This is a genomic window from Streptomyces sp. Qhu_M48, assembly GCF_051305195.1.
Lineage (GTDB): Bacteria > Actinomycetota > Actinomycetes > Streptomycetales > Streptomycetaceae > Streptomyces.
The window spans coordinates 3075847-3089221 of sequence record NZ_CP195432.1; the positions used below are offsets into that span (position 1 = coordinate 3075847).

The 13375-nt window shown below is 74.3% G+C and carries 8 protein-coding genes; 5 read left to right on the forward strand and 3 right to left on the reverse strand.

What is annotated here, in order from left to right; genetic code table 11:
- Nucleotides 1–81 precede the first annotated feature (81 nt).
- Nucleotides 82–1218: a LacI family DNA-binding transcriptional regulator gene (locus tag ACRRSS_RS14175; protein WP_435971562.1), complete on the forward strand. Its 1137-nt coding sequence runs from the start codon at nucleotides 82–84 to the stop codon at nucleotides 1216–1218.
- 67 nt (nucleotides 1219–1285) lie between these two features.
- Here the strand turns inward: ACRRSS_RS14175 and ACRRSS_RS14180 are convergent, their stop codons facing one another.
- A complete protein-coding gene (locus ACRRSS_RS14180) occupies nucleotides 1286–2920 on the reverse strand; it encodes an amidohydrolase (RefSeq protein WP_435971563.1) in 1635 nt (544 codons plus the stop codon).
- Between the two features lie 94 nt (nucleotides 2921–3014).
- Here ACRRSS_RS14180 and ACRRSS_RS14185 point away from each other — a divergent pair, with 94 nt between their 5' ends.
- Nucleotides 3015–3734, forward strand: coding sequence for a TetR/AcrR family transcriptional regulator (locus ACRRSS_RS14185; protein ID WP_435971564.1), 720 nt, complete (start codon nucleotides 3015–3017; stop codon nucleotides 3732–3734).
- Between the two features lie 57 nt (nucleotides 3735–3791).
- Here the strand turns inward: ACRRSS_RS14185 and ACRRSS_RS14190 are convergent, their stop codons facing one another.
- Nucleotides 3792–4436: a class I SAM-dependent methyltransferase gene (locus tag ACRRSS_RS14190; RefSeq protein WP_435971565.1), complete on the reverse strand. Its 645-nt coding sequence runs from the start codon at nucleotides 4434–4436 to the stop codon at nucleotides 3792–3794.
- Between the two features lie 197 nt (nucleotides 4437–4633).
- A complete protein-coding gene (locus ACRRSS_RS14195) occupies nucleotides 4634–7069 on the reverse strand; it encodes a SpoIIE family protein phosphatase (protein ID WP_435971566.1) in 2436 nt (811 codons plus the stop codon).
- Between the two features lie 213 nt (nucleotides 7070–7282).
- Here ACRRSS_RS14195 and ACRRSS_RS14200 point away from each other — a divergent pair, with 213 nt between their 5' ends.
- The 3 genes from ACRRSS_RS14200 (at nucleotide 7283) to ACRRSS_RS14210 (ending at nucleotide 13374) form a co-directional block, all read left to right on the forward strand.
- The gene (locus ACRRSS_RS14200) at nucleotides 7283–9412 is read left to right on the forward strand and encodes a SpoIIE family protein phosphatase (protein ID WP_435971567.1); all 2130 of its coding nucleotides are present in this window, start codon (nucleotides 7283–7285) and stop codon (nucleotides 9410–9412) included.
- A 486-nt stretch (nucleotides 9413–9898) separates the two neighbouring features.
- Entirely contained in the window at nucleotides 9899–11302 is a 1404-nt protein-coding gene (locus tag ACRRSS_RS14205) for an FAD-dependent oxidoreductase (protein ID WP_435971568.1), read from the forward strand.
- 668 nt (nucleotides 11303–11970) lie between these two features.
- Entirely contained in the window at nucleotides 11971–13374 is a 1404-nt protein-coding gene (locus tag ACRRSS_RS14210; RefSeq protein ID WP_435971569.1) for a sensor histidine kinase, read from the forward strand.
- The last annotated feature ends 1 nt before the right edge of the window (nucleotide 13375 follow it).

A 13375-nucleotide genomic window follows, 5' to 3' on the forward strand; every position in this document is an offset into this window, starting at 1 on the left:
AGTATTGATGCGGGAACGTTCCCGCACAACCCTCTGCGGGAACGGTTTTGCAAAGGTCGCGAGGGTGGCAGCATCAGTCCCATGACCGACGCCACACCGCACGGCGGGCAGCCCTCGCCGCCCCTCCCACGCGTCCGCCTCGTCGACGTGGCCCGCGAGGCGGGCCTCTCCAAGACGACCGTCTCGGCGGCACTGAACGGCACCGGAAGGCTCTCCCCCGAAGTCCGGGAGAAGGCCCGCGAGACCGCCCGCAGAATGGGCTACCGGCCCAACCCCACCGCGCGCCACCTGCGCGCGGGACGGGCCAGACTGATCGGATACGTGGTCGGGGAGTTCGCCGACGCCCCCTGGACCTTCCTGGAGTCGCCGTACTTCGCCCGGCTGACCGCGGCCACCGCGGCGACGTCGCTGCGACGCGGCTACGCCGTGGTGCTGCTGCCCGCCGGCTCCCTGCGGAGCGAGTGGGCCGACCTGTCCCTCGACGCGGTGGTCGTCGCCGACCCCGTCGCCGGGGACCCGGTCGTCGACGACCTCCTCGCCGCGCACATCCCCGTGTTCAGCGACCGCTCCGTCGAGGGACGGCCCGGGGCGTACTGGGTGGACGTGGACGCCGGCGCCGCCGTGCGCGACATCCTCGACCACGTCCGCGAGCAGGGCGCCCGCCGGCCCGTCCTCGTGGTGCCGGACAGCACCACCCGCTTCCACGACGAGGTGTTCGCCGCGCACCGCGCGTGGTGCACCGCCCACGACCTGCCGGAACGGGTCGTGCGGGTCGCCGAACCCGGCAACGGACCGGTGGTGCGTGCCGTCGAGACGGCCCTCGCGGGAGCCTGGAGCCCCGGCGGGCAGGGCCCCGGCGGTGAACGCCCTGATGGCGAACGCCCCGCGGGTGAACACCCCGCGGGCGAACACCTCGACGGTGAGCGTCCCGACGCCCTCCTCGTGGTGGCCGAGGCCAGCCCGCCCCTCGTCCTGGAGGCGGTCCGCCGGCACGGCTACCGGGTGCCCGACGACCTGCTCCTCGTGCTGGTGAGCGAGGACGTGACGGCCGAGCACACCGCGCCGCCGGTGACGACCCTGAGCCTGCGCCCCGAAGCCGTGGCGGAGGCCGGTGTCGAGCACCTCGTGGCGGTCCTGGAGCACGGCCGCCGGGAGTCGGCCGGGACCCTCGTCCCGACCCGCCTCGACGTACGGGCCTCGTCCGTCCGGCCGGAGTAGGCCGTAAGGGATCCGGCGGTCCGGCAGGACCGGGCCGTACGGTCCGGGCCCCTCGGTCCAGGTCCGGTCAGCGGGAGTGCACGAGCCGCCCGCCGACGTAGGTCCGTTCCACCCGGGCCTCGGCGATCTCCTCCGGAGGGCCGGTGAGGATGTCGCGGTCCAGGACGACGAGGTCGGCGAGGTTTCCGGCGCGCAGGCTGCCCGTGTCGTCGAGCCGGTTCACATGGGCGGTGCCCGCGGTGTAGGCGGCGAGCGCCGTCGGCAGGTCCAGCCGCTGCTCGGCGAGGAACACCCGGTCGTCGTCGGCCTCGGGGTCCCGGCGGTTGACGGCGACATGGATGCCGGCGATCGGGTCCGGGCTGCTCACCGGCCAGTCGCTGCCGGCCGCGAGGGTGGCGCCAGCCCGCACGAGGTCGCCGAACGGGTACTGCCAGGCGGCCCGTTCGGGACCGAGGAACGGGATGGTCAGCTCGTCCATCTGCGGTTCGTGCGCGGCCCACAGCGGCTGGATGTTCGCGAGCGCGCCCAGTTCGGCGAAGCGCGTGAGGTCCTCCGGGTGGACCACCTGGAGGTGGGCGAGGTGGTGGCGGTTGCCCCGGCGCCCGTTGGCGGCGATCGCCGCCTCCAGGGCGTCGAGGGCCTCGCGCACGGCCCGGTCGCCCAGGGCGTGGAAGTGGACCTGGAAGTCGAGGGCGTCGAGCTCCGTCACGTACCCGCGCAGCTCCCGCGGGTCGACGAAGCTCAGGCCGCTGTTGGCGGTGGCGCAGCCGCAGCCGTCCAGGTAGGGGGAGGTCATCGCGGCGGTGAAGTTCTCCGCGATCCCGTCCTGCATGATCTTCACCGAGCCCGCGCGGAACCGTCCGACGCTCAACTTCTCGCGCAGGGCGACCAGTTCGGGGATCTGCTCGGAGCCCCGGTCCCGGTCCCACCAGAGCGCCCCGGTCACCCGGGCGGTGAGCGAGCCGTCGCGGGCGGCGGTCGCATAGGCGTCCGAGGGGTCGGGCATCCCGCCGAACGAGCCGAGCAGCGCGTCCTGCCAGGCCGTGATGCCGAGCGAGTGCAGCAGCTCCTGGGCCCGCAGCAGCCCGGCCAGCCGCTCCTCGGGGGTGGACGCCGGCTGCAGCCGGGAGACCAGGCCGATCGCGCCCTCCTGGAGCATGCCGCTCGGGGTGCCGTCCGGCTCCCGTTCGATGCGGCCGTCGGCGGGGTCGGGTGTGTCCGCGGTGATCCCCGCGAGTGCGAGCGCCCGCGTGTTGGCCCAGGCGCCGTGGTGATCCCGGTTCGACAGCAAGACCGGCCGGTCCGGGACGATCGAGTCGAGCAACTGCCGTGTGGGCAGACCGCCCTCGAAGCTCTCCATCGACCAGCCGCCGCCGGTGATCCAGGTGTGGTCCGGGTGGGTGTCCGCGTACCCGCGGATCCGGTCCAGGTACTCCTGGACCCCGATCGTGCCGGTCAGATCGCACTCTGCCAGCTCCTTGCCGCCGGACACGGCGTGGACGTGGGCGTCCTGGAACCCCGGCAGCAGCAGCTTGCCGGTCAGGTCGACGACCTCCGTACGGGGGCCGATCAGCTCCCGTACCTCGTCGTGCCCGACAGCCGCGATCCGCTCGCCGACGACGGCGAGCGAGGTCGCCCGGGTACGGGCCGGATCCACCGTGAAGACGGGTCCGCGCGTGAAGACCAGATCGGCCGTGGTCATGGGGCGCTCCAGAGCGTGGGGTGACGGATTGTTGGGCGCCATGCAAGCGGGACAGCCGTTTACACGTCAATGGTGTTGACGTAAGGTTCCGGCCATGTCCGAACGCGTCGTCCCCGAAGGCGGCAGGCAGCGCCGCCGCCCCACCAAGCAGGGCGCGGTCCTCTCGGAGCGGCTCATCGTGGAGACCGCGCTCCGTCTGATCGCCCAGCACGGCGCGGAAGCGCTCTCGGTCCGCAGACTCGGCGCCGCGCTCGGCGCCGACCCCACCGCGCTCTACCGCTACTTCCGCAACACCGACGCCCTGCTCCTCGCCGTCGCCGACGAGATGATCGGCCGCGCCCAGGAAGGCTGGACGGCCACCGGCGACTGGCGCGTCGACCTCCGCGAGATGGGGCTGCGGATCCACGCCTGCTACCAGACCAATCCGCAGGCCGCGCTCCTCGCGGCGCACCGCACCACCGGCCGCCCCCACGAGACCCGCGCCGTCGAACGGATCCTCGGCATCCTCCGTACCGCGGGCTTCCCCGACGTCCTCGCCGTGCGGATCTACCACGCCTTCGTCGACCAGGCCCTCGCGTTCGCCGCCCAGGACGCCGCCGCGCTCGCCCTGCCGCCCGCGGCACAGGAGAAGGAGGCGGCGGTCTGGCACGCGGTGTACGGCAAGCTGTCGCCCGCCACCCATCCGCACATCGCCGCCACCTTCCCCCTGCTCGCCGCCGACATGAGCGACAGCGGCTACCCCTTCGCCCTGGAACTGATGATCGGCGCGGTGGGGGCGCTCCGCCCGGAGGGTCAGGCCGTGGCCGGAGAGTAGCGCCGCACGTGGGCCGGGCGGGGCTCTCCGGACACGACCCAGGGCCTGTCGTCCGGATCAGGCCGGGCGGCGGGCGTGCACGTAGAGGTGCTGCTCGGGTTCGGCTCCGGGGCCGTGCGGCCGGTAGAGCGCGGTGTCGTGGTGGACCACGTCGAGGCCCGCCTCCTCCAAAACGCGCACCTGGTCCTCGGCCGCCAGGCTGCTCACGCTCACCTCGTGCCCCATCCACACGATGTCGAGCCCCCGGATGTCACCCGGCACCGTGGCCATCACGAACGACCCGCCCGGGGCGACCCACGACGCCATCCGCGCCAGCGAGTCCGCGACCTCGGGCTGATCCATCACCAGCAGCGGGAAGAAGGCGCACACCGCGTCGTACCCCCCGGCCGCGGGCGCGTACGAGCGCACGTCGGCCTGCTCGAAGGAGGCGGCGGGCACCCGCCGCCGGGCCAGCCGGACCATCTCGCCCGACACGTCGATGCCGGTGACGTCGAAGCCCGCCCGGGAGAGCACCTCCGCCGTCGGCCGTCCGGTGCCGCTGCCCACGTCCAGGACGCGCGCGCCGGGCGCGAGGCGCCCGGTGAGCCAGTCCAGGGCCGCGAGCTGGCCGGGGATGTCGGCGAACACCTCCTCGTACCGTGCGCCGACCTCGTCGAAGACCGCCGCGGCGGACTTCCCTCGGGGCGGTGAGTTGTCGCTCACTGCACAACCTCCTGGTCCGGGTGGAACGGGGCCACGGCACCTGCGGCCGGGGCCGTCGGCCCCAGCATGCCAAGCGCCAGGGGATCGGTGGCGGGATCGGCCGGACCGGCGAACCCGGGCGGTGGCCCGGACACCGCGCGGGGCGCCGGTTCACCCGGACGGCCGAGCCCGGCTCGTGTCCCGTCACCCGAACGGCCTCATGAGCCCCGCTGTCCGGGCGGGGAGTCCTCCGGCAGGTGGACGGCGAGGACGCAGATGTCGTCCCGGTTCGCCGGGCCCGCCGCGGCCAGCGTCCGGGCGAGCACCGGGTGGCCGCCCTCCCTCAGGAGGCGCAGCGCCTGGGAGGCCAGACGGTCGAGCCCCACCCGGAGGTCCTCGCCCGGCAGCTCCACGAGCCCGTCGGTGTAGAAGAGGAGATGGTCCCCGGGGAGCAGGGTGACCTCGGCCTGTCCGTACCGGGAGTCGGGGGCGGCGCCGAGAAGACAGCCCTCGGGCTGGGCCAGGAAGCTCGCCCTGCCGCCCCGCACGAGCAGAGGCGGCAGATGCCCGGCCCGTACCCAGGTCAGGCGGTGGTCCCAGGGGCGGTAGCGCCCCATGACCATGGTGGCGGTGGCACGGCGCTCGTTCGGCGCCGTGTGGAGGAGGAGGGCGTTCAGCCGGCCGAGGACGTCGGGCAGACGCGATCCCGTGACCGTCATGCCCTTGGTGGTGAACCGGAGCTGGGCCATGGTGCCGACGGCCGCCAAGCCGTGGCCGGCGACGTCACCGACGACGAACAGCGCGCTCTGGTCGGGGAGTTCGATCGCCGAGTACCAGTCGCCCCCGACGTTGAGACCCCGGTCGGCCGGGACGTAGGCGACGTCGACGCGCAGCCCCGCCAGTTCCAGCGACTGCTCGGGGATCGGCAGCAGGGTGTCCTGCAGACGGGCCCCGAGCGCCCGCTCCGCCTTGAGCATGCCGCGCTGGACGAGGTTGTCGCGTTCGCTGTCGCGCAGGGCGAGTTCGGCGTCCTTCTGGGCGGTCAGGTCCTGGAAGAAGCCGTGTACCTCGACGGGGGTGCCGTCCCCATCCCGCTGCGCCTCGGCGACGATCCGCAGATGGCGTACGCCGTGCGCGGTGGTGATGCGGAAGGGCTGGTCGATGGGGTCTCCGGCGACGAGCAGCCGCTGGACGGCCGCGCCCACCCGCGGCAGGTCCTCGGCCACCAGGTGGCGGGGCAGCTCCTCCAGCCGCACGGGTCCCCGGGCGGGATCACGGTCGAAGACGACGTAGACCTGGTCCGACCAGGTGAGGGTGTCCGTGACCAGGTTCCAGCCCGCCCACCCGAGGTTGCCCAGACGCTGCATGTCGGCCAGCCGGCGGGTCTCGCGCGCGCTGGTGTCGTGGCGGACCCAGGACACCACGAGACGTCCGTCGAGCCGGGAGGCGTGCACCGCGTACACCGACTCCTGCTGCACACCGGCGGTCACCTCCTCGTACGTGAAGGGCTCGCCGTCGTACGCCGTCCCCGTGACCAGCGTCTCCAGGTAGCCGTCCCACAGGGCGGTCCCCGCGACGGTCGGGTACGTCTCCAGGATCCGGCGGCCCACCAGCTCCTTCCCGCGCCGCCCGGCCACGTCGACCGCCTCCCGCGTCGCCGCGTCGATCCGGTAGTCCTCTATGTCACCGTCCTCCGTCCGCAGGGGGGTGAGCAGCACCGCCGGGCCCGCCAGGGCGTCGAAGACCCTCTGCACGACGGAGACGTCATCGGCGGGAGCATCGGCTCCGCGGGGCGCCCGGTCCTCCCGCAGGGGCCCGCCGCACAGCCTGACGGCTCGCCGCAGCAGCGTCCGGGTCGGCGTGTCGAAGGGCCCGGGCCGGTGACGGAGGAAGCCGACGACCGTCGTCATCGGCAGGCCGCCGGGCACGGGGAGCCAGGCCCGTGAGGGCCACCGCTCGGGCGGGTCCCCGATCAGCCGGTACCGCAGGGCGTCCCGCACCGGGTCTTCCAGCCACACCGCCTCCTGGACCTCGACGGCCTCCAGGGCGGCCACACCGCTGAGGGGCGGAATGTGGCTCCACTGCTCGGCGAACGCGTAGGCGAGGCCCGCGCTGCCCACCAGCTCCAGGCTTCCGGGCGTCGCGACGGTGTAGATCATCACCGCGTCCACCCCCACCGGTCCACCCAGCACCGACCGGAGCAGCTCCGCGACACCTGCCGGCGGACGCGCGTCCGCGAGCCCCCGGGCGAGCCGGGCCAGGGCCTCCCGGCGTCCGTCCGTCCGGGCGCCGCGGAGGACGTAACGGCCGGCGCTGAACGGCGACGGGCCCTCCTTCCGCGCCAGGCCGCTCAGGGTCGGCGCGGGCGCCGGACCGGACTCCCCTCCGACACCCCCCAGGGTGAGCCAGCACTCCTCCAGGAGGGTCCTGCGGTCCTGCTCGGCGCGGTCCAGCAGCAGCCGGTAGGCGGCGTCCGCCGACAGACCCGTCCGGGCCATGAGCACGCCCCTGGCCCGTTCGAGGACGGCCGTCATCGAGGCGCTGCCCTCCAGGTCCGCGACCTCGGCGCGCAGCCTGGCCACGACCATGGCCAGGGCGAGGATCTCGGGTGGCGCACCCTCATCCGCGTCGGGGGCCACGAATTCGCCCTCCATAGGTCTGAGCATGCCACGCGGGGCGCTTGGCGCACGCCGGTGCCGCCGGGCCCCCGCCTCCGCGCTCCGTTCGCACGACGGGAGCGAGTGGGAGAGGCTCGATGCGGGGCGGACGGCCGGGCGGGACCGACGCGACCGCTCTGCGCGCGCGACGGCCCGGTGGGACCGACGCGACCGCTCTGCGCCCGGTTCCGTCGTATCGGAGGTCAGGTCGTGTCCGGATCGAAGGACGTCGAGCTCGCTCCTGGAGCAGCGGCTCCCGGCCCCGTGCCCGCCACCCCTGGCCCAGGCCCCGCCCCCAGTCCGGGCCCCGCCGCTCCCGATCCCGACGCCCCCGGCGGCCCCGACACCCCCGGCCCTGCCGCCGCTCCCGGACCCGACGACGCGGCGCTCTGGGGCGAGGCGGTCCTGGAGTCCGTGTTCACCCAGGCCGCCGTGGGACTCCACGTCCTGGACACCGAGCTGCGCGTCGTCCGCGTCAACACGGTCGCCGTGGGCATCCGCGGCCTCCCGGCGGACCAGCTCGTCGGACGGCCGGCGGCCGAGGCCTACGCCCCCGCCGGGGTGAGCGTCGACGAGGACGTGCTGCGGACCGTCCTCGCCACGGGCCGCCCCGTGCTCGACCGGCGCGTCACCGGCCGGCCCCTCGCCGACCCCCGGACCGAGCACGTCTTCTCCGCCTCCGTCTACCGGCTCCAGGACGCCGCAGGACGCGTGCTCGGCGTGGTCATCACGAGCACGGACATCACCGAACGCGAACGCGCCCAGGCCCGGCTCCGGCTCCTGCAGGACGCCCACGAGAGCATCGGCTCCAGCCTCGACGTGGAGCGGACCGCACGGGAACTCGTCGACCTGACACTGCCGCGGTTCGCCGACTCCGTCGTGGTCGCCCTCACCGACACCGTGCTGAGGGGCAGGGAGCCGGGACTGCGGTCCCGGAACCCGGCCCCCCTGCTGCGCTGCGCCGCGGCGGGCCGCACCGAGGCGGGGCCGCCCGTCCCGCAGCCGGGCACCGCCCTGCTCCCCGGGATCTTCGGGGCCACCCTGCCGCCCCGGGCCGTCCTGATCCCGTGCGAGGAGGAGGACGGGACCACCGGGACCCGACTGGTCGCCCCCCTGACCGTACGGGGGCAGATATTCGGGGTCGTCGCCTTCCAGCGGGCGCCCGGCGCCGAACCGTACGGCGGCCACGACACCCAACTCGTCGAGGGCCTCGCGGACCGTACGGCGACGTGTCTGGAGAACGCCCTGCGGTTCACCCGCGAGCACGTGATCATGACCGCGCTGCAGAGCTGGCCGCTGCGCCAGGAGGAGGCCACGCAGCGGGCCGTCGACGTGGCCCAGCGGCACCTCCCCGGCGGGAGCGGCGCCGGGGCCTGGTTCGACGTCGTCCCGCTCCCGGGCGCGCGGGTGGCGCTCGTCGTCGGCCAGGTCGAGCACGCGGGACTCAGCGCCGTCGCCACCATGAGCCGGCTGAGGACCGCCGTCCACAGCCTGACCACGCTCGACCTCGACCCGCACGAACTCCTCGCCCGCCTGCACGCCACCACGCTCCGACTCGCCGCCGAGCACGCGAACGGTTCCGGGACCGACCGCCCGACGGCCGGCTGCACCGTCGCCGTCCACGACCCCGTCGACGGACGGCTCGACATCGCCCGCGCCGGCACCTCGCTCCTCGTCGTCGTCCGGCCCGACGGATCGACCGACACGCATCCCGTCGACGAGGGCCCCCTGCTCGGCTCCGGCGGCCCGCCCTTCGCCTGCGCCACCCACCACCTGCCCGAAGGAAGCACGCTCTGCATGGTCTCTCCCGGCACGTCGGAGGACGGACACCCCGGTACGCGGGAGCTCCTCGGCGCCCTCGGGCGCCCGGACCGCGGCGTGGAGGCGATGGCGGACGCGGTGGAAGGGCTCCTGGCCCCCGACCGCGTGGTGCTCCTCGCGCGGACCCGGCACCTCCCGCCGAGCGAACTCGCCGAGTGGACGCTCCCCTTCGACTTCTCGGCCGCCGATACCGCGCGGACGTGCGTCGAGGAGTGCCTCCGACGCTGGAACCACCCCGCCGACCCGTTCACGGCGACCCTCGTCGCCAGCGAGCTCGTCACCAACGCCGTCCGCTACGGCGCCGCCCCGATCACCCTGCGCCTCATCACGGACTCCGCCACCGGGCTGATCTGCGAGGTCGGCGACGCGGGGCAGGCCGCACCCCACCTCCGGCACGCCAGGGCCGTCGACGAGGGCGGCCGCGGCCTGCTCATCTGCGCCACCCTCGCGGAGAACTGGGGCGTGCGCTACACCGGTGAGGGCAAGACCGTCTGGGCCGAGCTGGGGGAGCGCGACTAGGAGTGTGATCGCCGGACAGCCTGCGTAGCGTGGGCCCCCGGGAGAGGGGCGGCCGCCCACTCGGTACGAGCCGAGCACACGCACAGGGCGATCACGGGCCGGTCGCAGGCGATCACCGACCCGTCCGGCGTGACGGTCTCGACGGGCCCCTCGATGAGCAGCGGCGCTGCGGCGGGCGGCCGGACACGGAGCGGCGAGGGGGTGGCCCTCCGCGCGCCGCCCGTCTCCGGGGCGTCGCCGTGCGGGGAGAGGGACATCACACACCACCGATCGGATCGGACGGCGCCGACACCGCGCGACTCCCCCCGGCCACCGCCGCACGTCACGCCCGCCCTCCGGCGAACCCGCGGATCGGGGCGGAACGGCGAGAATGGAGAGGGGCGAAACGGCGATGGCCGCCCGTTTCGGACACCTCGATCGGGCCAGGTCGCGGAAGACGACGCGGAGCGGCCACACGGTGACCTCCGCCGCCTGCAAGGAGTGATCATGCGCGGATCCGGTGGCTCGTACTGGATGGAGTCGGCACCGCCCCACGAGCCCAGGGCGCCGTTGGAGGGTGATCTCGTCGCCGACGTGGTCGTGGTGGGAGCCGGAGTCGTCGGGCTCTGCACCGCGCGCGAGCTGACGCGCGCGGGGCGCGACGTGGTGGTGCTCGAAGCCGGCCGGATCGCGGCCGGGGTCTCCGGGCGGACCACCGGCAAACTGACGTCGCTGCACGGACTCCGCTACGCACAGCTGCGCCGCCGGCGGGGCGCGGAGGCGGCGGCCCTGTACGCGGAGGCGCAGGAGGACGCACTGCGGCGGGCGGTGTCGCTCTGCGCGGAGCTGGGTGTCGACGCGGAGCTCGAACGCCGGCCGGCCTACTCGTACACCCTCGACGAGGCGGGCGCGGCGGAGATCCGCGCGGAGGCGGCGGCCGCCGCGGAGGCCGGCCTGCGGGCCACGGCCGTGAGCGAGACGGACCTGCCGTACCCGGTCGCGGCGGCCGTACGGGTCGAGGACCAGCTGCAGTTCCATCCGCGCCGCTTCCTCCTCGCCGTGGCGGACGACGTCGTCGCGCACGGCGGCCGCGTCCACGAAGGCACCCGCGTCACCGGCCTCCGGGAGGGCGCCGAATGCCGGCTCGCCCTGGAGGGCGGAGCCACGGTCCACGCCCGCGACGTCGTCCTCGCGACCCAGTTCCCGCTCCGCTGCCACCGCACCCTGCTGATGCGGCTCTCGGTACGCCGGGAGCTCGTCGTCGCCGCCGCCGTCGACGAGCGGCACGCCCCGTACGGGATGTACTGGACGCCCGACCACGGCGTCCGGTCGGTGCGCACCGCCCCGCTGGGCGGCGGACGACGGCTGCTGATCGTCGCGGGCGAGGCGTTCGAACCGGGGAGCGGGGGCGTGCGCGAACGGCACGCCCGCCTGGAGGCCTGGGCGCGCGGCCACCTGCCCGGCTTCGCCGAGGCGCCGCGGGTCCACCGGTGGGCGGCGCAGGACGTGCACACGGTCGACGGCCTGCCCTACGTCGGCCATGAGCACCCGGACACCCAGCACGTCCATGTCGCCACCGGCTTCGGCGGCTGGGGGCTCGGCAACGGGATCGCCGCGGGCCGCCTGCTCACCGCCCACGTGACCGGCGCACCGCGCCCGCCCTGGACGGAGCTCTTCGACCCGCGCCGGCTGCTGCCCGTGCGCGAGGTGCCCGAGGTCGCCCGGCGACAGACCACCGTGGCCCGCGACTACATGGCGGGCCTCCGGACCGGTCGCCGCTGCACGCACATGGGTTGTGAGCTGGGATTCAACGATGCCGAGCAGACCTGGGAGTGCCCGTGTCACGGTTCCCGCTTCGCGCCCGACGGCACAGTGCTCCAGGGCCCGGCCACCCGTCCCCTGGAGGACTGACCGGGCCCGCCGCCGTCGGGGGCGTATGACATCGCGGCGCGGGCTGGTCGGCCCGTGCGCCCACGCAGCATCACGAGCGGGGGATCGGCGAGGACGTCGGCCCGGAACTCGGTCGTCCCGCGCTCGGTGAGGGTCGGCCTCGCCGCCCGCTCGCCCCCGGTTCCCTCAGGACGGGCCCGGGTGAATCGCCGCGCAGATGTACGGTTCTGCGTCGGCCCGGTCGGAGCCATGGGAAATGGCGCCTTGATGTGATCGGTTCATGGCATTTTCCGTGCGGTGATTGGTCGTTTTATGCGGCCAGAATGACCGGTGGAGGGCGGCCTTCCAGCATGGGCACATGGCGAACCCGAACTGACTATGCTCCCCGATGTGTTGCGATGCGCTCACAGCGAGTCATGAACGCTGGGTGCGCGCGCGGACGGAACGTGGCTGCGAGGGAAAGCGACGCGATCATCGGCGCCGTCCCGGAGCGACCCGTCGGAACGTCGTCGGAGCATGCGCATTCGCCCGAACGAAAGCCCGACGTGTTCCCGTCGGCGCATCACATCACCTCAGTCCGCTCATCTCCAGACTGTTTAGGGACCCCGATGGTTCGTGCAGGTTCAATCTCCAGAGCCCGGCCACCCGCGGGCGCCCGGGTGTGGCTCCTTCCCCCCGGGGCCCTGGCCGTGGCCTTCGCAATAGCGTTGCTCTTCCTCCCTGCACAGATACGGACACCACTCGCCTGGTGCGGCCTCGCCGCGGTCGCGCTGACGGCCGTCACCTCCGCCGCGGCCGTCCGCCGGCTGCGGGCGGCGGACGCGGCCCGCTTCGCACGGGCGAGCGCCGAGGCACAGGAGTACTACGCGCAACGCGAGGCCGCGTTGCTCGGACGTCTGGCCGACCAGCGCGCCGCCACCGTCTGGCTCGCCGAGGAACTCCTCCCCGCGGCCGTCGCCCGGATGCAGCGGGGCACCCCCTCCTCGGAGATCATCCGCAACGTCACCTTCGGGAAGCACCTCGACGAGGAGTACGCCCAGGCGCTCCGGGCAACACTGAGGACCTTCCTGGAAGCCGTGGAGGCCGAGGAGAACATCCGGGACATCTCCCAGCGGGCCCTCGTGGCCGTCGCACGCCGGGTGCAGGCGATCGTGCACCAGCTCGCCAAGGACCTCCACGCCATGCAGATCCTGCACGGCACGGACCTCGTGGTCTCCCGCGGTCTGCAGGACGTCGACCACCGCAACGCCCTGATCGGCCGCCTCGCGGCCAGCATCGCGGTCCTCGGCGACGCCCGGCCCGGCCGGCAGTGGTCGAAGCCGATCGCACTGTACGACGTCCTGCGCGGCGCCATGTCACGCATCGTCGACTACCCCCGGGTGAAGCTGACGTCGGTGGCCGAGGTGGCCGTGACCGGCCCCGGCGCCGAGCCGATGATGCATCTGCTCGCCGAACTGCTCGACAACGCCACGACGTTCTCGCCGCCGCACACCCCGGTGGAGGTGACCGCGAGCGAGGTGCCCTCGGGCATCGCGATCGAGATCGAGGACCGCGGCGTCGGACTCACCGAGGAGGTCCGGCAGCGCGTCGAGCGCGTCATGGCCGACGCCTCGACCGGCCTCCAGCTGGCCAACCTGGGCGAGGTGACCCAGCTCGGCCTGCCCGTCGTCAGCCGGCTGGCCCGCGAGCACGGCTGCGAGGTCGACCTGCGCACCTCCGCCTACGGAGGCGTACGGGCCGTCGTGCTCGTTCCCCGGAACCTGATCACCACCGTGCCGCAGCCCGTCGCGAGGCACCGCGAGCCCCCCCGGAGGCGCATGGGCGGCCCGGTCCTGCCCAGGCCCGCACTCCCGCGCGACGTCGTGACGGAGACCGGCGCGGTCAGGAAGACCACCAACGGACTCCCGCAGCGCCGCCGTGACTCACCCGTCCCCACGCCGCTCGTCCAGGCGGGTCCCACGACCCCCGCCGCTCCGCCCTCCTCCGGCCCGACCCGCCAGCCGGGGCTGATGTGGGAGGCGTTCAACGGCGACAGGAGAGCGGTCGCCGAACCTTCCCCTTCCCCCAGCGAGCCGTCAGATGAGGTCGAGTAAC

What these genes read in the sequence shown, in the direction of transcription:
- ACRRSS_RS14175 (WP_435971562.1), top strand. Translation starts at nt 82, where the DNA reads ATGACCGACGCCACACCGCACGGCGGGCAGCCCTCGCCGCCCCTCCCA.
- ACRRSS_RS14180 (WP_435971563.1), bottom strand. Translation starts at nt 2,920, where the DNA reads ATGACCACGGCCGATCTGGTCTTCACGCGCGGACCCGTCTTCACGGTG.
- ACRRSS_RS14185 (WP_435971564.1), top strand. Translation starts at nt 3,015, where the DNA reads ATGTCCGAACGCGTCGTCCCCGAAGGCGGCAGGCAGCGCCGCCGCCCC.
- ACRRSS_RS14195 (WP_435971566.1), bottom strand. Translation starts at nt 7,069, where the DNA reads ATGGAGGGCGAATTCGTGGCCCCCGACGCGGATGAGGGTGCGCCACCC.
- ACRRSS_RS14205 (WP_435971568.1), top strand. Translation starts at nt 9,899, where the DNA reads ATGCGCGGATCCGGTGGCTCGTACTGGATGGAGTCGGCACCGCCCCAC.